Origin of the sequence: Brevibacillus sp. IT-7CA2, from assembly GCF_949767855.1 — a bacterium.
GTDB lineage: Bacteria > Bacillota > Bacilli > Brevibacillales > Brevibacillaceae > Brevibacillus.
The window spans coordinates 59758-78496 of record NZ_CATKQT010000050.1; the positions used below are offsets into that span (position 1 = coordinate 59758).

23 protein-coding genes are annotated in these 18739 nt (G+C 39.9%); 4 read left to right on the forward strand and 19 right to left on the reverse strand.

Annotated elements, in window-relative coordinates:
• Positions 1–1022 precede the first annotated feature (1022 nt).
• Positions 1023–2162 carry a tyrosine-type recombinase/integrase gene (locus ACM6JA_RS23120; RefSeq protein ID WP_414854240.1) on the forward strand — a complete coding sequence of 380 codons (1140 nt, stop codon included), beginning with the start codon at positions 1023–1025 and terminating at the stop codon, positions 2160–2162.
• A 61-nt stretch (positions 2163–2223) separates the two neighbouring features.
• On the opposite strand, the gene ACM6JA_RS23125 is transcribed toward ACM6JA_RS23120, so the two are convergent.
• The 11 genes from ACM6JA_RS23125 to ACM6JA_RS23175 all read right to left on the reverse strand — a co-directional run bounded on the left by ACM6JA_RS23125 (position 2224) and on the right by ACM6JA_RS23175 (position 8609).
• Positions 2224–2424: a hypothetical protein gene (locus ACM6JA_RS23125; RefSeq protein ID WP_414854241.1), complete on the reverse strand. Its 201-nt coding sequence runs from the start codon at positions 2422–2424 to the stop codon at positions 2224–2226.
• A 35-nt stretch (positions 2425–2459) separates the two neighbouring features.
• Positions 2460–2690, reverse strand: a complete 231-nt coding sequence (locus ACM6JA_RS23130) for a hypothetical protein (protein WP_414854242.1) — start codon at positions 2688–2690, stop codon at positions 2460–2462.
• A gap of 122 nt (positions 2691–2812) precedes the next feature.
• The gene (locus ACM6JA_RS23135; protein ID WP_414854243.1) at positions 2813–3451 is read right to left on the reverse strand and encodes a hypothetical protein; all 639 of its coding nucleotides are present in this window, start codon (positions 3449–3451) and stop codon (positions 2813–2815) included.
• A gap of 326 nt (positions 3452–3777) precedes the next feature.
• Entirely contained in the window at positions 3778–4017 is a 240-nt protein-coding gene (locus ACM6JA_RS23140) for a hypothetical protein (RefSeq protein WP_414854244.1), read from the reverse strand.
• A 67-nt stretch (positions 4018–4084) separates the two neighbouring features.
• Positions 4085–4480 carry a hypothetical protein gene (locus tag ACM6JA_RS23145; protein ID WP_414854245.1) on the reverse strand — a complete coding sequence of 132 codons (396 nt, stop codon included), beginning with the start codon at positions 4478–4480 and terminating at the stop codon, positions 4085–4087.
• Between the two features lie 326 nt (positions 4481–4806).
• Positions 4807–4998 (reverse strand): hypothetical protein, encoded by a 192-nt coding sequence (locus ACM6JA_RS23150; protein ID WP_414854246.1) that lies wholly within the window; start codon positions 4996–4998, stop codon positions 4807–4809.
• 42 nt (positions 4999–5040) lie between these two features.
• Positions 5041–5247, reverse strand: coding sequence for a hypothetical protein (locus ACM6JA_RS23155; RefSeq protein ID WP_414854247.1), 207 nt, complete (start codon positions 5245–5247; stop codon positions 5041–5043).
• A 142-nt stretch (positions 5248–5389) separates the two neighbouring features.
• The gene (locus ACM6JA_RS23160; RefSeq protein WP_414854248.1) at positions 5390–6466 is read right to left on the reverse strand and encodes a hypothetical protein; all 1077 of its coding nucleotides are present in this window, start codon (positions 6464–6466) and stop codon (positions 5390–5392) included.
• A gap of 1 nt (position 6467) precedes the next feature.
• Positions 6468–6938: a hypothetical protein gene (locus tag ACM6JA_RS23165; protein WP_414854249.1), complete on the reverse strand. Its 471-nt coding sequence runs from the start codon at positions 6936–6938 to the stop codon at positions 6468–6470.
• Between the two features lie 126 nt (positions 6939–7064).
• A complete protein-coding gene (locus ACM6JA_RS23170; protein ID WP_414854250.1) occupies positions 7065–7661 on the reverse strand; it encodes a hypothetical protein in 597 nt (198 codons plus the stop codon).
• A 681-nt stretch (positions 7662–8342) separates the two neighbouring features.
• Positions 8343–8609 carry a hypothetical protein gene (locus ACM6JA_RS23175; protein WP_414854251.1) on the reverse strand — a complete coding sequence of 89 codons (267 nt, stop codon included), beginning with the start codon at positions 8607–8609 and terminating at the stop codon, positions 8343–8345.
• A 527-nt stretch (positions 8610–9136) separates the two neighbouring features.
• Here ACM6JA_RS23175 and ACM6JA_RS23180 point away from each other — a divergent pair.
• From ACM6JA_RS23180 to ACM6JA_RS23190, 3 genes are all read left to right on the forward strand, one after another.
• The gene (locus ACM6JA_RS23180) at positions 9137–9469 is read left to right on the forward strand and encodes a helix-turn-helix domain-containing protein (RefSeq protein WP_414854252.1); all 333 of its coding nucleotides are present in this window, start codon (positions 9137–9139) and stop codon (positions 9467–9469) included.
• A 12-nt stretch (positions 9470–9481) separates the two neighbouring features.
• The gene (locus tag ACM6JA_RS23185) at positions 9482–10414 is read left to right on the forward strand and encodes a PIN domain-containing protein (protein WP_414854253.1); all 933 of its coding nucleotides are present in this window, start codon (positions 9482–9484) and stop codon (positions 10412–10414) included.
• A gap of 113 nt (positions 10415–10527) precedes the next feature.
• A complete protein-coding gene (locus ACM6JA_RS23190) occupies positions 10528–10881 on the forward strand; it encodes a YolD-like family protein (RefSeq protein ID WP_414854254.1) in 354 nt (117 codons plus the stop codon).
• Between the two features lie 178 nt (positions 10882–11059).
• Here the strand turns inward: ACM6JA_RS23190 and ACM6JA_RS23195 are convergent, their stop codons facing one another.
• The 8 genes from ACM6JA_RS23195 to ACM6JA_RS23230 form a co-directional block, all read right to left on the reverse strand.
• Positions 11060–11959 carry an S-layer homology domain-containing protein gene (locus ACM6JA_RS23195; protein WP_414854255.1) on the reverse strand — a complete coding sequence of 300 codons (900 nt, stop codon included), beginning with the start codon at positions 11957–11959 and terminating at the stop codon, positions 11060–11062.
• Between the two features lies 1 nt (position 11960).
• Positions 11961–12605 carry a hypothetical protein gene (locus tag ACM6JA_RS23200; RefSeq protein ID WP_414854256.1) on the reverse strand — a complete coding sequence of 215 codons (645 nt, stop codon included), beginning with the start codon at positions 12603–12605 and terminating at the stop codon, positions 11961–11963.
• 314 nt (positions 12606–12919) lie between these two features.
• A complete protein-coding gene (locus ACM6JA_RS23205) occupies positions 12920–13300 on the reverse strand; it encodes a DUF6573 family protein (RefSeq protein WP_414854257.1) in 381 nt (126 codons plus the stop codon).
• Between the two features lie 115 nt (positions 13301–13415).
• The gene (locus tag ACM6JA_RS23210) at positions 13416–14909 is read right to left on the reverse strand and encodes a vWA domain-containing protein (protein WP_414854258.1); all 1494 of its coding nucleotides are present in this window, start codon (positions 14907–14909) and stop codon (positions 13416–13418) included.
• A 39-nt stretch (positions 14910–14948) separates the two neighbouring features.
• Entirely contained in the window at positions 14949–16049 is a 1101-nt protein-coding gene (locus ACM6JA_RS23215) for an AAA family ATPase (protein WP_414854259.1), read from the reverse strand.
• Between the two features lie 158 nt (positions 16050–16207).
• On the reverse strand, positions 16208–16567 hold the full coding sequence (locus ACM6JA_RS23220) for a hypothetical protein (RefSeq protein WP_414854260.1): 360 nt from the start codon (positions 16565–16567) through the stop codon (positions 16208–16210).
• Positions 16568–16674: 107 nt separating this feature from the next.
• The gene (locus tag ACM6JA_RS23225; protein WP_414854261.1) at positions 16675–17130 is read right to left on the reverse strand and encodes a DUF4258 domain-containing protein; all 456 of its coding nucleotides are present in this window, start codon (positions 17128–17130) and stop codon (positions 16675–16677) included.
• Between the two features lie 37 nt (positions 17131–17167).
• Positions 17168–18064 carry a DUF6744 family protein gene (locus ACM6JA_RS23230; RefSeq protein ID WP_414854262.1) on the reverse strand — a complete coding sequence of 299 codons (897 nt, stop codon included), beginning with the start codon at positions 18062–18064 and terminating at the stop codon, positions 17168–17170.
• Positions 18065–18739 lie beyond the last annotated feature (675 nt).

The following is an 18739-nucleotide window of genomic DNA, read 5'->3' on the forward strand; positions in this document are numbered from 1 at the left end:
ATTTATATTTTAAGTAAAAAGAACCATAAAACCATGTTACATATTACCTATGTCTAATTTTACATTTATACACATAAAAATGGAAGACTTATGGTATACCTGAGGGGGAAATAGAAAACTGGAGAAAAAATGGGTACACTGTTACTTTGTGTCTTTATGGGGAAATTGACCATGTATTTGAAGAGACTAGACCTACTACCGATCTCTCCGATAAACGATGGACCCAAAAAGTGATTTCCATTTTTGTCGAAATCCCTCTACTCCATGCACAATGAACGCAAAAGCTAACAGAAAGACCAATGCAGGGATTACAATGGGATAAAACACTATGCCGCTAAAGATGAATATCAAATCACGTACCGTTAAATAATCGCGATTTGTTAAGTCCATAATAAGTTCGCTTATGAACTCCATTTTCCGAAATGCTATAATCGCTACGACTATAAGCCCCGATAAGTAGGCCAGTACCCAAAACCATGTCATATCCTGATTCCTCCACTTCGTACAAATATTTATTGAACTTATATTTGATCGATAGGGTCAAGGTCTATGATGTTGATATGATTTTCAGCTACGATAGAAACCCCAATTAACTATATACCCCTTTTGACTCATACCAAAACCTGTTTTACTCCGAAATTCGACCTAATTGTTACCAAGTATAGAATCAAACGATGGAATTTACAATTATTTTCGTTGGGAACTAATAAAATGAATTCTATTCCCCTGGGTCTTTGCTTTAGGAGAGATTCTAGTGTCTAATAGTTTCTCCGATAATCCCATTTTTGGACTTTATATTTTTCGTGGAATTTTCAGTCAAATGAGAAGTGAAGTTGCATAGAAATAAGAGATTACATAATATTTATTATGTAGTTTTCGTATCGATATATATCAGTTAATAATAGTAACAAAAGACGCCCTTTTGTTACTATTATTTTCAAAATATGATATGATGATAGAAAGAACTGGTGTTTGCATTATCGCTATTATTTTCAGACAATTCGAAGAAGAGGAGGGACAACATGTTCGACCTCATAAAACATAGTCGCTACGATTTACAAACTCAAACCTCATGGGACAATCTTGCCCATTTGATTCAAACAGATGGATGGATGGATCATGAGGACATGCGATCTCTTTTGCTAAAAGACGGGAAAACGTTAACGCTTGAATTCATTGAAGATGATTGGATTTTCTTTCTCTTCTATTTATATGGGAAAACACGTAATAAACAGTTGCAACCAAATAGTATTCTGGAATACAAACGGGACATGAATGTGTTGCTGGAGTTTCTTGCAGATCCGGCAAATGCATTCAACACTGTTGGTCTTGCAGATCCAGCTCCTCCTTCATGTAGACTAAAGGACATTGGTCGATTACAATTACGCGCTTATGAACGATACATAAAAGAACGGTATGCTCCCAATTCGGCTGTACGTAAGCTGAGTTTCTTGAAGAGTATCCTTCGTTTTGGATACGAGAAGGGGTTTGTATCACACAACTTTCGGGATGAGTTTTCGATTGGCCAGAAGGTTGTGGCGATAACAGAGAGAAAGTTGAATTATGAAGAACTACAGGTTGTGCTCAATGAATTAAGGAAGAAACCGCTTCTCCGTATTATAGGAAGCCTGTTTATTCTGAAGGGATTGCGTGTCTCGGAATTGTGTGCGATCAACAATGCGGATTTAGAAAGCGGCTTGTATGGAGATACCATGGTTAAGTTAATAAGAAAAGGTGGTAAGGTGACCAGAAAGAAGATCCCCAAAAATGTGATGTACGACATTTTAATATATAGGGAGCAGCTGCGGTCATCATTGAGGAACAGGGGGCTGGAACTAAATGAGTCTCCGGAGGCTCCACTTATCCCTAATAAAAACGGCAACCGACTTTTTCGGGAGCATGTATGGAGTATGATTAAACGTGCAACGATTCGTGCAGGTAAAGAACACTCTACTTTGAAGAAAAAGGCTAAGGATGTATCACCCCACTGGTTTCGCCACACATTTGCGACCATTGCCCTGGATTCGGGTGCCAGTATTCAGGATGTGAAGGATGAACTCGGACATGAGGACATCCGGACAACACAAATCTACCTCCATAGTTTGAAGGAAGAAACGGGTTCTACTTTAGCTGATTTGATTAATAGCAAAGTGCAAGTATAAGAATGTATATAATAGAAGAAACACGTCCGAAGTTGATGGGCGTGTTTCTCATTTTAGACTCTTATTGCAAATTAATCTTATCTGGAATTGGTAACCCATCCTCATCAAATGTAACCCCTTTTAACAAATTGATACCATCCAAAACAAACTTCTGGAACTCTTCGTCATCCATATATTTACTAAAGATATATCCCAGCAGCGCATTTCTTTGATCTAGATTTAATTCTTTTATTGATTCTAAGAGAAGCACTTTCTTTTGCATGAAAAATTCCTCTCCTTTTGTTTAATACAAAGGGTCTATTCAAACTTCCCGCGTATCTTGCACGCCTGGATGAACACTTGAAAGTGAACATCTTCCCATCGGTCCAGACCTTTATTTAAGCGGAAAGGTTCCCCGTTATACATATGGAATCCAGCCATTACTAACTCTTTGTAAGGATCGTCCATATAGAATATGGCATCAGACAATCGTTTGGTTTCAGGATCATTGTCGTCTTCCCAGTGCCATACCCATTCAAACGGGGACATCAAGGAGTCTCCTGGTATCCGTTTCAGAATATCCGGAATTGCCATGATGTATGCTGCGACCTCATACTCTACAGATGGCAAATTGACTTTGAAATGATCAAGCAAAATATCAAAATATCTAGTTACCCTCGAATTCGAACCAAGTGTCCCTCATGAATGTTGATCACATCACTACCTGCATGAATCTGAATGGGGTTTCCCTGTTCAAAAGACCACTCGTATCGTCCAACGATCCACCCGCCACCGAATTTTACTTGTATTGATCGGCCGGCATTTAATTTCTGACCTTGTACAAAATGACGCAGCCCATTCCCCGAACCTTCATGGCCAAGAATAATCGGTCCTTCAATCCATCCTTCCGGAATTTGCAATGGAGCCATAGGATCGTGTTCACCAGCCCATCTTTTCACTTCCAGATCCATCTTACCGGATATCGGCTCAAGCCAATCACAATCGTAATAAAGCGTTCCCGTCTCCTTCTCAAATTGCTCGGGTGTAAACAAAATTCGTACATTCTGGAGAAATGGATTCCGTCGATATTCACCAATATGAGTCTCTCGCTCCTCGATGAGGGTTGCCCAAATCGTCGTCAGAAAATCATCTTCACTAACAAGTTGCGCTTTTGGTAATGCGGCTACAAAATTACTCCGTTTTTTCCCGATAGCCTCTTCGGAAAACTCGCTCTCATAATGCCGACCAAAATCACTGTAGATACAATAAACGCCGAAATTGTACAGGTGAGTATCAATTTCTTGATCCATCAGGAAATCAATTAGCATTTTATTTAATACTACGCGATCAGATATTTTGTTTGACCATACATGTGCATCTGTAACGAATTGCAGGTTACGGAATAGAGATCGGGGATAGACAACCCAACCTTGTTGACTCCATTCATATCTTTTAATAACGACAGGCCAATAAAGGTGCCGCATTTCCCGTATTTTCTTTAAAGCAGCTACCAACTTAGTAATTAGTTCTGTAACTGGTATACTCCCCATTTATTTCCACCCTTTCAACGCACACTCTATTTACAATAGGCATTGAAACTACAGTTGTTCAATTTACCTCTCTAAAGGTAGGTATGTTAATGATCCGATGGCAATAAACTGTAGGCTCTTTTACTGATTTCGAAGAAGATGAATTTATCTACCGACCCAATTGGAAAGCTTGTATCGTTAAATTCCTCAAAGTCAGCGTGAACAGCTCGTACTATGCCGTCACGAACCAAGACGCCAGTATTTTTGAACTCAATAAGTTCATCAAAAGCTTTTCTTAACTCATCATTTGTCAGTTGAGAAACGATTGATTCTAGAGTTTTTATCATCGAATATCTCTCCCCCGCTTTCTTTAATGAGCAATTTGTAACCCACCGTACCATCAGGATAGATGCCTTACGCATGCTTGCTGACTTCCCCGTAAACTTTCATAAGACTTTCCATATACCTAACCTTTTTACTCGGTGACTCATTCACCTCAAGTATGTGTCGAGTTAAAGTGATAAACATATGTTCAAGATGTATCACATCATCGAAACTTTGCCTAAAATACTCGACGGTTCCAAACTGGTAAACATAACGTATTTTCCCACGGGCTTGTTCTTCTTCCCTTGTTTTGATCAGGAAGTCAATACGCTCTTGTATACGTCCAACTTCCTTCTCTAAGTATTTGGCTTTGGGATCTTCTGGATCGCATCTTAATAGCTCGTCTTTTGTTTGATCCAATGTACCGGTACTATCCAAAATGAGCCTATTTAGTTGTTCTAAGACGGTGATAGGCATTGTTCCCATACATACCCTCCTTCACATAATAACTATTATCTGGATTTAGAAGCGAGGAAAACACTCTTTTCAATGTTCGAACCGATGTGCATATACAGTCAACGTATTCGTCTTGACAATGAGCCTCGCGGTATCCAGTTCCACCGCCGCACGTCCCGCCTTGTGTGACGCGGGATGCCGTATCAGGCTACTGGATACCTTCTCATCGTCAAGACCCACTATCGTTGAATACTGAGTCTAGTTAATACGTGTACAACGATATGAATCAGCGCATTTTTCTATCGTCGTAATCGTTGTGCATACCGCTTTTCGTAGTCTAATTAATGAGCAAAATGTTAACGTGAACTAATTACTAAGCCCTTGTGAACATCACTCAACAGTTCTCCATCAAGTCCTGATGGTTTTGCAAAGTATTGACCATTTACCTCGATGATTTCAATATCGTCAACTTGATTAATTTGATCTATGCATTTCATCCCTACACGTATTTCTTGACCATGGACATCCTTGTAACCTGTTGTTTTCATAAAATTTTTTCCTTTCTTCAATGAGCAGTTTGTAAAGCACAACTACAAGAGAAAAATATCCCCGTCCTCATCTTTGTTTACTGGAACAAGAACCTCATCCGAACCACGCACTTTATCAGCTTCATCTTTGCTTTCAAAAACTTTTGCATATCCTAGATCATCAGAGTATGCATCTGCTTTTTCTGTTTCCCAATCTTCTCTCAGGAAAACAATCTCATTATTTACTTCTTTGCCGATCACATAGAGCATCAAACAACCTCCTAATTTATCAATTTGAGCAGTGTGTAACCAAGTGCGATCGTTCCTCGTAGCTATTTTGTTAAGAGGTTTATTATTCACCAAATTCCGCCCAGCATTCGCTGACACATGCTGTCACGATAACCAGAGCTTATTACAGTGGATTTTTATGTAGTTGTTCTAATTCGACTAAACGCGCTTGGATGCTTTCTTTTTCCTGTATAAGCTTTAAATCTCTGTCTTTGAACTCTTGACGCAAAGCTAAACGTTCCTGATGTATCAGTTCTAAAGACAGTTTTAACTCGTGAATATCAGTGGATAGACTTGTATGAACTTTGTTCTTTCTTTCAGCATTTCGATGAGTCGTCTTATTGGTTGGCAAGCCAGCCGCTATCATGGCATCCGTCCATTTTCCAAAAACACGTTTTACGACCTCTATGGACGGGGAACGGCCAGACAATTCATAGATGCTGGCAGAAATCTTACCGTTATCTAGGTGACATTCTTTGATTTGTTCAATGATTTGCTCTTTAAGATGTACGATCTCTGGGCCCTCTTCTTGTGCAGCTTCCAACACCTCGAACTCATCCATCATTTCTTTGACTCCTGCTTCGTTTAACGCCTGGTTCCAACCCCCAAACAGTTCCTTGATCTCTACTGCCGATCCAGAGTTAGGGTACTTCCTCCTGTAGAGTGCGTGGGACAGCTTCCCCGTATAGTTTTCAGCAAGCGCTTTGATATTGTCTAAGATTAGGTTTCTTCGCTCCTCGTACGTTTCCTCAAGCCATTTCTGATTGTCAATTCTTCTTCGTTCAGCCTTTAACTTTCTTTGTTGAACTTTATACTCGTGCCTGATCCTATTTGCATCAAATTTATACATCCTTAAAAATACGTAATAGTCGTATCTTCTTGTAATCGCCTCATAAATTACAAGCTCTTCTTCTCTCATTACCGGCTCGGCAAGTGACTTGCCTTGCAGCTGTCTTTCAATTAGCATTTCTTGAATTAGACCTGGTTGCAGCGACAGCAGATTTTCATTTTTATACACTTCGAGTAATTGTTTACTACTTTGAAGAAGTGGATCTAACATCCTTTTACTTTCATCATCTAAAAGAGGAGTACCCAACGCATCGACAAGATGAGTAAGGATGCTGTAATCAATGTCGGACCGAAGCGTGCGTAAGATGGTATTTTCTTCATCATTAGCAAAACGTTGGTTATAGTAGCGCATTCTACGTTACCATCTGCCCTTTCTTACTTTTTCGTATATCCTTTGGAGGAATACCTGCTGCCTCTAAGCACTCATCCCAACTTCCAAAAAAGCGTCTACCTTTTTCAAGTATCCGACGTAGCACCTTTCCCCCTTGCTGCATGCTTCCGGAGTTTACTGGATGACCGCTGTCGTAGAGCTTGCGAAGCATATGCAATGTCAATTCTTTGGTCCATATTACGCGATTGAGTAGGAAATCTTCCTCGATATCTCCATAAGACCGTACTGCCTCTGTAATCTGCTGCAAAAAGAGATCAAGCGATTTTGCTTTTTCATCTTCACTTCGTTTCTTTGCTTCTTCTATCGCAGCTATAAGAATCCCTGAGAGCTTATCAAACATAGCTCCCCCCATGGCATGATCCAGTCTCAACGTTTGAAGCAAAAACACTTCTTCATCGTATCGTGGTAGTTTTATAAATTCATGTCTATTCATCCTTAACCCTTTCTGATCTCACACGATTGTACTTAGCTTTGCTTTTAGCTCATATGTAGCTAATAGTTCCCTATTTATCTTTTCTAGCACTTTACAATATGAGCAATGTAATCAAATTGCGAAGTGTTACACATACTGCTTAACAAGCTTGAATCCAGGGATATTAATAATCTCTGTTTGCTTATCATACTCTAGCGCGAGCTTCCAACCTTTTACTTCTAAATCATCGCTTAAGCCACTCTCCCCTCTAGGTCCATATATTGAGGTTAATACCGTAAACGATTTAGCATCGTCTTTATCAATTTTCAAGTCCCTAATGTCTATAAATTCATTGTCATTCCAGATCTTAATTAAATCCAAAATCTCAGTGCTTAATTCATTATTAATCAAGGTATGGAAATGAGTTATATTGAAATTAACCCCGTTCTCAGTATTAAAGGAATATTGGGGTGTCCGTGTTGGAGGCGTAATAACAGAAACTCCTGCATTAAGGGAGTCATGGTAAAGTCTAGCTGTTCTTAGAAAAACAGGACCATGGATTGCTTTTAGCCTAAGATTAACTTGTAAATGTGCTTGCCCTGGTATATTCGAAACAATTTTGCAAGGTTCTATAATCTCTATTTCTAATTTTGCCTTTCTTATGAATTGGATGTATAGATGCACAGCTAAATTGGTAACACCTAAGATGAAACCTCCAATTCCAAGCCATTCAGTTAAAGTCATGTAGATCACCCTCTATTGGACTACCGGCGAGTGTTAGTTCGATCGGCTGTTCTCGTTACTCTCTAAGATACATTAAGCTTTTTCTGACACTTGCTGCAGGTGATATCAGATAAGCTACCAGGATGTGTTTGAACTTGGTTATGTCTGGTACCACACATTGTCCTCCCTGAGTTATCATGCGAAATTACATGAATGATACCAGATTTAGTTTTGACTAATCGAAAATTCATTATTAAGTTCCCTTCTTTCCTAAATGAGCATTCCGGGAAATTATATAAATACTTTAACTACTACGTGTCCTTCATGATACTCATATCTGACGCCATTAACCGTATAGAGTTGATTGTCGACAACAATGCCGTTACCGACGTTAGGGATTGGCACCATATCGTCATACCAATGTTCCTGTTTGAATACGCCTGCCACTGAGACAAGTAAATGTACTTTCATCTTAGTAGTTCACCGTCATTTCCTATAATTTATTTGTGCCGGTGCAAACTGCACCTTTGATCATCCCTATTTAGAATCGGATTTCCGTTCCTCATCCAACGTATCCAAGCAATCGACACAGTACTTGTAATCACCGTCTGATAACAAAGGAGTTTTCTCCTTTGATCATATTAGAAGTTTGAATCTGGAAGTTACCAGCGGCTACCCTAGAGACTCGTATACTGGAGGATGTTAGTTGGAGTCTGCTATCTTCCTTAATAACTCTCTTCTGAAGAATGGAATATCAATTATTGGTGACTCAAATAGTTTTTTTCCTTTATTATCCCAAACAACAATACTTTGCTGGGAATGGTTTATGACAAGACAATTTCCGTTAAATTCTTTCATGCTATCATCCGAAAAATTGACTTCTATGTAAGTTTCGCAGAGTTCATCGTTATTAATAAACTCCCCAAATCCAATAGATATTCCCATGTAGTTAATAGCGCATGATTCCATCTGAAGTATCCCCTTTCAAAAGTACTCTTGGAGCCACACATTTCTCCCTGAGAACGACCATGATAGCCGATATGGTTTTGGCTGATCAATAATCCCTCCCATCATAATACCTCGTTTCGCGAAAGTAATATCTGAAGGTTTATATTCATGGAACATTGTCAATAATGAATATTGAAAATCCTTTTCTGGGAAAACGCAGGGGCTCTTCAGCCGCGGATGTATCCCCTTCTTTACGATAATTACCAGAAAGGGTCACGAATACAGAAGGCGCCTAATGTAGTGATATATTGTGTACATATATTCAGCTTGGATTAGTTTGTACATCAAGGGTAAGGGATTTTCTCCGGAACCTCCTTGATAGCTATCCAGGCTATTCGTGTTGAGGATAACTTCCATCACGACTGATTTTTCCTCGTTAGTGGATGATGCTAATCCTTACATATATCGTACCGCATATACGGTACAATTTCAATATTTTTCCTTGAGGTTATAACGCATATGCGGTACGATGTTGTTGGTGATATAACATGGATAATGAATTGAAGATAAAAATTGAATTGAAGATAAGAGAAATACGTGAGCGTTTTGGTATTACGAGCCAAAGGGAGTTGGCGTCCCTAGCTGGCTTACGTTTTCAAACAATAAACGAACTTGAAAATGGTTATAGGGTGAGGAACGGGATAAAGACACCGATCCAACGGATAGAGTTTGAACACCTAGAGAAAATTGCAGAAGCAATATGGAGAGAAAAGGGTATCTGGATAGGTATAAATGACCTATTGGAGTTTAAAGGGGAAATGGAAACAAATAAGGAGGATGTCGAATCCAAATCGCGTGAAGGAGATGCGAATCAGTATTAGGGGGAATAATCTATGTTCAAGAAGAGATATATGGTTATTTTAGATACGAACATTCTCATCAATCTATGTGAACCAGACAGTCCAGAAACTAGGTATTATAAGCATTTATTCCTCAAGGCTAATATTGAGGTAGTACTTCCTCAGAGAGTTGTTTTGGAATGGAAAAGATTATATGAAGTTAGAAATGAAACATTTTTTGAAAGAATTATTAATCCCGTAGAGAGTGGTAAAAAATTACTTCCGCTCTTTAGAAATGCAAATGCTGAAGAGGCAAAATGTTTCACTGACGCTTTAGAGAAGTTGATTAAAATGAGAAAGAGAGAATACCGTTATACGTCTGGGAGGAAATTCGAACAAATAAATGACCTCATAGATTCAAAATTAATAAACCAAACAGGCGGTATTAGTTTAGCAAGTAAAGGGATCATCGCAGACATGGCAATAAATCGGGAAAGGCCGTTTTTTTGCAACACGAATCCAACTGTAAAACAAGCACACGCACAAAAAAATGAAGCCGACGATGCCGAAGTATTTTTTAGTGCGATTGAGTTTGTTAAAGAAGCACTTCAATATAACAGTTTTGAAAAGATATTTTTCGTTACCAATAATACAAATGAATTTAGCTCTTTTGATAATAAGACAAAAATACATGAGAATTTACTTCCCTATACCGAAGAGTTAGGAATAACGTATTCAATTAATCTGAAGGAAGTGATTAAGGAAATTTCCCCTGAAATTGAAGATATAGCTGGAGATGAAATGGCAGAAGCAAATGACTATCTTCAGGATAACTATTTTATTGATTGCCCTGTGGTAGATTGTGAAGGCGAGATTCAAAAAAATGTGGATGGATATCATGGAAAATATGGATATTGGTATTATCGATGCCCGTTATGTAAACATGAGTGGAATTCCGGGGATCATTATCATGATTTATACAATTAAGGCTGTGTACTTTAACACGATCTGGAATTCAGGTCGTGTTTTTTTCTTGCATACAAAGGTTGTTGTGTAGCAAAATAGAAACATATGTTCCTATTTTGGGGGAGGTTTTCATTTTGGCAGGCAGACTAGAAGATCCGTTCGGTATGAAATTTATATTGCCAGAACATGCAACATTACTCTATCAGCACCAATTGGATAAACAACTAGTAAGGAAGCCAGTTATTGAAGAGGATGAATTAGCTGAGTTTCAACTTCAGGTTATGGAATCTATCAAAATGGGCAAGGCAATTACAGTTACGTGGTGGAAATGTACGCGGGAAGATCTAGGAGTAAATGAAAGCGCCAGAGGGATTGTCGAAAAGATTGATGACATTCACAAAATGATTAAACTGGTTAAGAAAGAAGAAGTTACTTGGATTTTCTTTAACAAGATCGTATCTATTCAGGAAATATCGAATCTGATATGAAGTGAATTTGTAAGCAGTAAACAGTAACGATATCGTTATCAATAAATTTAACATGAATGTTAACATTAATTTTAATGTTAACATTCATGTTAGGTATTTCATTAGTGGTATCAACGTTTTCTTGGACATCAATCTATTTAGGGAATTTTTTTATTATATTTCGTGATAATATCAGCATCTATTTATTTCCTTTCATAAAATGAAATTTTTGGGTGTTATTTTTTCGCTCCAAACTCGGTAATCTCTCATACATGTAAATGCCTGCATCAGTTGAATCGTTACTATTTATTACGCTAAAAGAAAAAGCTAGCAAGTCACCTAACGGGACACTAAAAGACTGGTTATTAATGAAACTTTTAAATGCATTCTTTTTGGTAAAAAACATCGCTTCTATCTTAAAATTATTATCGCCTTTTGGCACTTCCCCAGTAATTTTTCCATCTAGGATCTTTAAGCTCTTATGGAACTCAGTAGCGTATTTTGCACCTTGTTCAAGTTGCCATTTATCTTGCCACAGATACCGTAGAATCTCAGCGGCATCCGCCTTCGTCACCGGTAAGTCTTCGCGGAACTTCGGCTGACCACTAGGGGCAGGTTTCATCCATCCCCAAGTGATGAGTGCGCCCGTATTGGTTAAATTGGGATTCTTTTCGCCTCGGATTGGCTTCCAAGCAGTGAACACTAGTGCTGCAGCCTCTTCTTTCGTTAAACGCTTGTTTGGATCGATCTTCACATCTGCCAACATGCCTGCTTTTTGGGCCTTTTCATAGCTTTGTTTTGCCCAGTGTCCTACTGCAAGTTGAGGTACTGGTGCCGCTTCTTTTAAATCGCGAATGGCTACTAAACTCGCAATAAATTGGCCTTGCGTGATTTGATTCTGAGGGTAAAAATTTCCATCGCCACTCAGCCAAAGATACCCCTTCTGCAAACCAAGGTCGATCGCCACACTCGCAGGGTGCGATGTGTAATCATTATGTAGCGTTGCTGCATACACAATGTTTTGATAAAAAACTCCGAAAAACCCTGTATAAGTCAACATCAATGCAATCAGGAAGGACATGATTTTTCGTTTCAACATTTTACTTTCCTCCTATCCAAAGTTTCCATAGCCTTGGCTTATTAAAGAATTTGGAAATGGCTTTCTTGATAAACTGTTCGTGGTTTCGAATTTTAAGTTGCGTACAATACTCCAGCAAAATATCGTATGCCACTGTTTCGGTTAGTTGTTGGTAGCGATGAGCGTATTCTTTTATCATCTCGCGGTCTGGATATCCGACATTATATGATTTCGGACGTACTGAATCATTGTTTCGCTCCTGAACTGCGTCCTGGGACATAATAAGCTCTATTGGTGTTAGCTTTGCATACGATGCTCCTTCAAGATTTGCACGCATTTCAGAGAGTAGAATTTGTGCGTTACCCTTTCTTAACGGTCCCTTTATCCCGAATGCCGAACTGTAAGATGCCCAAGTTGATTTAAGGGCTTGTAGGAACCCGTATTCCTTATATTTAATATGAACCAGCTCGTGAGCTGCAAAGAAGCGTAGCACATAAGGCTGTTCTATGTAGTCTTCAATTACGGCAGTCGTAAATTTTATACCGTTTTTATCTGCGAACGCGTCATATCTGTTACTTTCAGAAACATAGATGTCGCATTCAATATCCATATCCCCCATCAAATTTTTTATGACAGTGTATTGGACTGGATATTCTGCATTGGTCATTAACTTTTTTTTCGCCAATATCATACCAACTTTCTTACAAGATTTACGTTGCCTACATCTTTTTTCTAGTCTACATCTTTGTTTTTCAGTAGAAAACTTTAATTTCGAAACATAAAAAAAGCGCACTCACATGATGTGAAGTGCGCTTTGTACTTTCTCGTATTTAATCAGGGCAGAGTTATGCTACTCTTTCTTTGCATTTCCATCCCTCTCGTCTATATTGCTCTAGTAGTTTGGAGTGGATCTCTTCGGTGACTAGCCAGACCCACTCGCTGCCTTCCTTCCGAGTTAAGAGCCAGCGTCCCTTCATAAGATCACTCCTCTTCATCTTGAAGCTTGATCGTTAGAGCAGGCTTCAAATCATCACCATAAGCTAGTACGGCTTTTAATCGCGTTAATTTTTGTTCTTTTTCTCCTATGACAAAGATACATTGATAGCCAAAGGAGAATGGGAGAGAAGTAACCTGAAATTGGCTATTTCTAATCTCAATCTGTAAAAGGAATAACGCATCCCACAAGCGACCATTTATGCTCTGTCCTACAGCCTTTGGATGAGGCGTAATCACGTCGGTTAATAGTCGTTGGGTAATTGCAACGGGTATCCGAATCCCGGCTTCTAATGCCAATTCTGATACGTCTACGAGCGCACCATCCCTAATGGCTTGAGCTCTTGGATACCTCCGAATATATCTCATCGTAGTCCTCCCGTATTTTTAAAATAGGAAAAAGCCGATGCTTAACCATCGGCCTTTCTTCTTTCAGCCCTTCTCCACTTGGACTTCACTTGTGAAGAGGATATTTAGCGTATCCTTAAATCGAAAATGCCTTTTCCATCACGCTCTCTTCTAGGATAGAAGAAGCACTTACTACTTGATCAGAGAACTGACGAAGACTCTCATCATTGCCATTTCCCAAGACAACAGATAGCACTTGGAAATCTTTTTGTTTTTTGATTTCGGTAAAGTGTGCCAGGTAGTCTGGACTTACATCATCTTCACCATCAGTAATAAAGCAAATATCAGCCTTCTTAAACTTACTTTTTTCAAGGATACGGACCGATTCTATCAATGCTCTATTGAAATTTGTCCCACCATTCATAAAACGTGTGGCCAGTGTTATCAAATCTTGTGGTGTGATTTTCCCTTTTGGATATTCAAATGACTCTGCATGATTCGAAAAATTGATCAAAGCAAAGTCTCGTTTTTGCTTTCGAGCGATCATCATTAGGGCTAGGGCAAATCCCTTGGATTGCTCATCTAGCGTTCGCATAGATCCGGACTGATCGAGACAGAGAATAATCGGTCCCTTTCCAGCCCTTTGTCTTCCTCTGGTGTCATATTGCATCGTTTGACCTTCAGCATAACGACGGAGAAAATCTTCCTTCGTACTGGGATTCATGTAGAACATAATTTCTGACGGGAGCAATTGTTCCACGTTATTCCCTGTCGTCACACCTTTTCGGGTAATCGCTACTTTTGTTTTAGATCGCTGTTTTCTTTGAGCTATCGCCTTAAATCGACCTGCCCATTCTGCGATCTTCTTTAGTTTGGGCGTATTCTTCAAGGTTTCTGCAAGCTTCAGTTTATCACGCAACGGAACGGACTCCAGATCGGCATCTGTTTTACCGGCTTTAAAGCCACTTAGTAAGTCTTTCACGTTGTCGGTAAGCTCTTTTGTATCCTTCATGGCTTTGGCAAAGTAAGTCCCGGTGGAATCCATTTTTGGCGATACATTCTGCATGATATCTTCCATCAACTTTTGAACAGCTTGTTGCGCTTGATTTGCTTTATCTTGGGCTTTACCTGCTTTCTTCTGTTGTTGACCAGCTGCTCGATTATCCCCTGCTTGCTTTGCAGCATCGGCTTGCTGCTGATATTGTTGGGCCAATTCTTGTTGTTGGTCGGCTTGACGTTGGAGCTGGGATACTTCCTCCATCTGCTGTCTAGTATCGTGATCAATCTCTTGCTGTATCCACTGTATGACTTGCTCACTGAATTTCATCGTACCAATAGCAGAGGCCAAGTCATCCAGCTTTGTGTAGTTCCGGAAGTCTTGGAACGATTCATCTTCAAGGATTCGACCCATTAACTGATGGTTCATGGAAAGTTTTTGATCGGCCTCTTGTAGCAGCTCTGGTGTCAACTTGTATAAGCCAGCCCACATATCCCCCATAAGAGAATAAAAGGAGGGCATATAGCACCCTCCCTTTCCAGCTGATTGTTTTAAGTTATGGGACATTTCATAGACACTGTTAAAACGTCTACGGTCAAAACGATCAGTATTTAGAACTGAATCGTATTTCATCCATTGTCCTCCTTCTAAAACATGTCTTGTTTATACTGCTTATCCTAAGCCAATGGCAGCCTCCGCGAGGTTGCTCATGGCATCCTTTAGCTTTTGTTCAACACCTTCAATCTCCTGAGTACGGGACGGATGATCTCCTTTGACCTTCACTAATTCTTTGGCAAGGTCCTTAAGTTTCTTCGTTCCTTCCACAGCCGATTCCGGTGTTTGCAGGTTTCGGACATTGTTATAGATTTCTTTGGCCTCTTCAACAATATCGTTAAGCAGCTTTTCCACTTTATCGATCGCATACTCATTAATGATTTCCTCGACTTTTTCTTGCTGGTTAACATCTTCCCATAAAGAATGAGTCAAGATTATCAAATCCTCTTTTAGGACCATTCGTCGTTGGGATAACAATGCCATTCCTTGTAGTAGCTTTAAGCATTGTTTGAATCGACGGTCAGAAGGTCGAATCCCTTCATCTTTGAGTCGTCTCCGAACTTCTACCACTATGCTGAGAATATCATCGGAAATGGAAACCATTTCGCATGCATGTTGCAGTTGTTTCAATTCATTCAATGTTAGTGTAGGACGCTCCATTTGTGGTGCTCCCTTTAACATCGTGAGAAAACTCTGATCTTCGCCGATATACTCAACGTGGAAACGAACGAGAAACCGATCAAATAAGGCACTTAGGTTTTCTTCTTCTGGATATTCATTTGACGCCCCAATCACACTCATAAGAGGGCTGACTACAGGAGCGCCATTATTATAAAATAGTCGTTCATTGATTAAGGTAAGTAAGCTGTTCAGAATTGCTGAATTGGCTTTAAAAATCTCGTCTACAAAGGCAAGATGGGCTTCTGGTAGCTTGTTTGAGGTATTCCGTTTGTAAACCCCTTGGGCATAGGCATCAAGCGAAACGGGGCCATATAATTCGTCTGGAGTACTAAACTCTGTTAGGAGCCATTGAAAGTAATTCGCTCCCGAAATGCATTGCGCTAATTCGATGGCCAGATTGCTTTTTGCCGTCCCTGGAGGGCCCACTAGTAGTACGTGCTGCCGTGAGAACAATGCTACTAACATCGCATCAATGATTTGTTGACGATCAACGAGTTTCTGAGCCAAATATTGACGGATTGCTTGTACTTTTTTCATTACCATTTCCTACTTCTCTCCTTCTTGAAATCCTATTTTCTCTGGAAAAAACACCAGGGCATTAACCTCCGTGTCCCGAAAAAACTCAAACATAGTAGCCTCCGAATTTGAAATAAAAAAACCAACATCGAAGAAATCGATGCTGGTTTTTTGGGGGCTTACATTAGGTCATGTAGGCTTATGCTTGATGGAAGTGGCTCATGACTTCCAAGTCTTTCTTCCATTTCTTGATTAAATACTTCTTCAATCGTTGCGACCAGTTCTACGTCACGTTGTATATCCCCGCATTTCGTGCAACGGTATGCTGGAACGTCAGTAACGACAATTTCCTGTACATGACTGCCGATTTTAAAGGGAACGGAATAAGGGAGCTCAATGACTTCCATCCCTCCATCACAGAAGTCACCTGGCAGGAGGCAACTTTCTAATAATGGGATTTCCTTTTGATATGACTTTACTGCTTCCCGGATCAGATCTTCAACGCTGATGTTATACAACGCGGATTTTAATCGAAGCATGTTTACATCTCTCCTTGTTAGTTTAACATTCGAGAGAGAGGTTTGGGAAAAGAGTTCCATAGGTTCAGCCCCTTTTCGGTATCCTGATCTCTCCATTATACGCTGATTCAATCACAAAAGCAGACTTTTTGATCAAACTGGTCGTTCCACTGCCAATGCTTTTCCGTACTCGGATCATAAACAGTTATTACAGTCCAAAGATCAGGGGTTTGTTCGTGAAAACCGACTACCACGTGCATTGGACGATACTCCATTGCCTGGAGTTTTACATAGGACATCAAGATGATCTTGACTTCCTTTAATTTTTTATCGTAATAACGATAGATCGGGAAGCCGTGAATAACAGCTTCCCGAATGTTTGAAACAGAAAAAGCCCTTTGCCATTGACGTAAACCAGCGTGTTCACTATACATCAGGCGGGCTTTTTTAAGTTTATATCGTTCTTGGAAGCAAGCCAGTTCATTTTCGGCTTTTCCTAAGAATCTTTCTTGTGAGAGTTTCCAGGCTTCAGCACGATCTCTACAGATCGTACATACTCTATCAGATACCGGGTCTTCACTCATGACATTTTACCTCCCAAATAGGATGTTTTATTGTTCTTTAATCACTCATCTTGTCTACCAGCAATTTAACTTGCTGACGAATTAGATCAATGTAGGTGTGCATGTTATCCACTTCTTCTTGCAAAATCCCTTCATACTCCTTGAAATCACTAATTACGCTTTTGGCCTCTAGAAGTAGTGGTTTCAAGTGATGTTTAGGAAGATTCCGCTTGATTCCGTTGTGACAACTATCAAGTACAGATTTTAAGTGTTCTTGCAATCCCTCACGTATCATATCTCGGCTATCCTGGTCATTGACCACTGGTACGGATACCCCTTTGCCGCCATCTAAATAAGAAAGAAACGTACACATAGATTTCAGACGTTCCTTGAATCGTGCTGGGACAAAGTAGACACCGCCTGTTTTCCTAACTGGTGTCGGAGACATGCTACTGAGAATGCTGTATATCATTTGGCGAATTGCTTGACTGTTGTAGTTATTGAGGAATTGAGAGAACCGATTGACTGCTTCTTGCGCCAGTTCTTCTGCAATCGGATCAAAGCCAGTTACATCAATAACTCCTGTTTTCCTGTTTAACACCAAAATTGCAGAACTCGATTCGTAGTTTAATCGCCGACCATTGCGATCGACTGTCTCACAAACGATATTTCGTTGCACCATTTCACTGTCATGTGCAACTTCTCTGATTAAAAAGTTATGATGCACTCCTTCTTGATCAGAGTACCGTTTGCATTCTACTGCTTTGGTGGCACGTCTAAAGGCATCCGGAGTCCGAATTTCTTTAGGTAACCATTCTTCCCCCAAGCCAGCTTGTCGAAGGGATTCTTTCAACAACTCTCGACTAAACATAGACTCGCTGAGACTATACCACGTTAAATAACCGATCACACGGTCAGTATCTGTTGTTTGTACAGCAAGATTTTTCAATTCCATTCGGAAATCCTCCTCATGTTTTTAATAAAAAAAAAGACACATTTCCCTGTTAAGGAGAAACGTGTCTTTTAATTACTGAGTCTTGAAATACTCTACACCTTAATAAGGCGTGGCATCCCTTTGCAACAGTTGTGTTAGGCGTTCAGGCAACAAAACGCTTTTAGGTAGACTTTCGTTACTACCGGCCATACCCTTTGCTGGCATACAAAGAGGCTAGGGAAGGGAGCTTACCTTTCGGTTACTCCACTGCCGAGCTTTCGCTGACGGTCACCCCGATCTTTTCCAGCTCACTTACGTGGGGAATACAAAGGGGAATACTAAAAAGTGTTGATAGGCTCAATTCGTTCTGCTCGTATCGCTTACGGGGATACGGGAACCAGGAGAGCATGACATACAAGTGTATTGTCCCTACACAGGTATACGGTCAGCCCCGATCTTGGCTGATGACGTTTGCTTGGTTGCTGGACCTATGCCAAGGTTACCCAGCTAGCACAAGTAATTAAATATGAAATCATTGTACAATATTCATGATTTGTGGACAAGGATAATTTAGATATTATACTAATCGCAGCTTTTATAGGAAGATCGGCTTTCCAAAATAAAGAGGTAATCCATCGGGGTATCACTATTAGTTTCTTCTGGGTAGTCTGCCGTTTGTGATAAAATAGGTTTTCC

Coding starts and splice junctions, on each gene's coding strand:
- ACM6JA_RS23135 (WP_414854243.1), bottom strand. CDS start 3,451: ATGGATCAAGAAATTGATACTCACCTGTACAATTTCGGCGTTTATTGT.
- ACM6JA_RS23180 (WP_414854252.1), top strand. CDS start 9,137: ATGGATAATGAATTGAAGATAAAAATTGAATTGAAGATAAGAGAAATA.
- ACM6JA_RS23170 (WP_414854250.1), bottom strand. CDS start 7,661: ATGACTTTAACTGAATGGCTTGGAATTGGAGGTTTCATCTTAGGTGTT.
- ACM6JA_RS23130 (WP_414854242.1), bottom strand. CDS start 2,690: ATGTCCCCGTTTGAATGGGTATGGCACTGGGAAGACGACAATGATCCT.
- ACM6JA_RS23225 (WP_414854261.1), bottom strand. CDS start 17,130: ATGAGTGAAGACCCGGTATCTGATAGAGTATGTACGATCTGTAGAGAT.
- ACM6JA_RS23160 (WP_414854248.1), bottom strand. CDS start 6,466: ATGCGCTACTATAACCAACGTTTTGCTAATGATGAAGAAAATACCATC.
- ACM6JA_RS23150 (WP_414854246.1), bottom strand. CDS start 4,998: ATGAAAACAACAGGTTACAAGGATGTCCATGGTCAAGAAATACGTGTA.
- ACM6JA_RS23195 (WP_414854255.1), bottom strand. CDS start 11,959: ATGTTGAAACGAAAAATCATGTCCTTCCTGATTGCATTGATGTTGACT.
- ACM6JA_RS23200 (WP_414854256.1), bottom strand. CDS start 12,605: ATGACCAATGCAGAATATCCAGTCCAATACACTGTCATAAAAAATTTG.
- ACM6JA_RS23140 (WP_414854244.1), bottom strand. CDS start 4,017: ATGATAAAAACTCTAGAATCAATCGTTTCTCAACTGACAAATGATGAG.
- ACM6JA_RS23205 (WP_414854257.1), bottom strand. CDS start 13,300: ATGAGATATATTCGGAGGTATCCAAGAGCTCAAGCCATTAGGGATGGT.
- ACM6JA_RS23155 (WP_414854247.1), bottom strand. CDS start 5,247: ATGCTCTATGTGATCGGCAAAGAAGTAAATAATGAGATTGTTTTCCTG.
- ACM6JA_RS23120 (WP_414854240.1), top strand. CDS start 1,023: ATGTTCGACCTCATAAAACATAGTCGCTACGATTTACAAACTCAAACC.
- ACM6JA_RS23185 (WP_414854253.1), top strand. CDS start 9,482: ATGTTCAAGAAGAGATATATGGTTATTTTAGATACGAACATTCTCATC.
- ACM6JA_RS23145 (WP_414854245.1), bottom strand. CDS start 4,480: ATGGGAACAATGCCTATCACCGTCTTAGAACAACTAAATAGGCTCATT.
- ACM6JA_RS23125 (WP_414854241.1), bottom strand. CDS start 2,424: ATGCAAAAGAAAGTGCTTCTCTTAGAATCAATAAAAGAATTAAATCTA.
- ACM6JA_RS23215 (WP_414854259.1), bottom strand. CDS start 16,049: ATGAAAAAAGTACAAGCAATCCGTCAATATTTGGCTCAGAAACTCGTT.
- ACM6JA_RS23210 (WP_414854258.1), bottom strand. CDS start 14,909: ATGAAATACGATTCAGTTCTAAATACTGATCGTTTTGACCGTAGACGT.
- ACM6JA_RS23230 (WP_414854262.1), bottom strand. CDS start 18,064: ATGGAATTGAAAAATCTTGCTGTACAAACAACAGATACTGACCGTGTG.
- ACM6JA_RS23165 (WP_414854249.1), bottom strand. CDS start 6,938: ATGAATAGACATGAATTTATAAAACTACCACGATACGATGAAGAAGTG.
- ACM6JA_RS23175 (WP_414854251.1), bottom strand. CDS start 8,609: ATGGAATCATGCGCTATTAACTACATGGGAATATCTATTGGATTTGGG.
- ACM6JA_RS23220 (WP_414854260.1), bottom strand. CDS start 16,567: ATGCTTCGATTAAAATCCGCGTTGTATAACATCAGCGTTGAAGATCTG.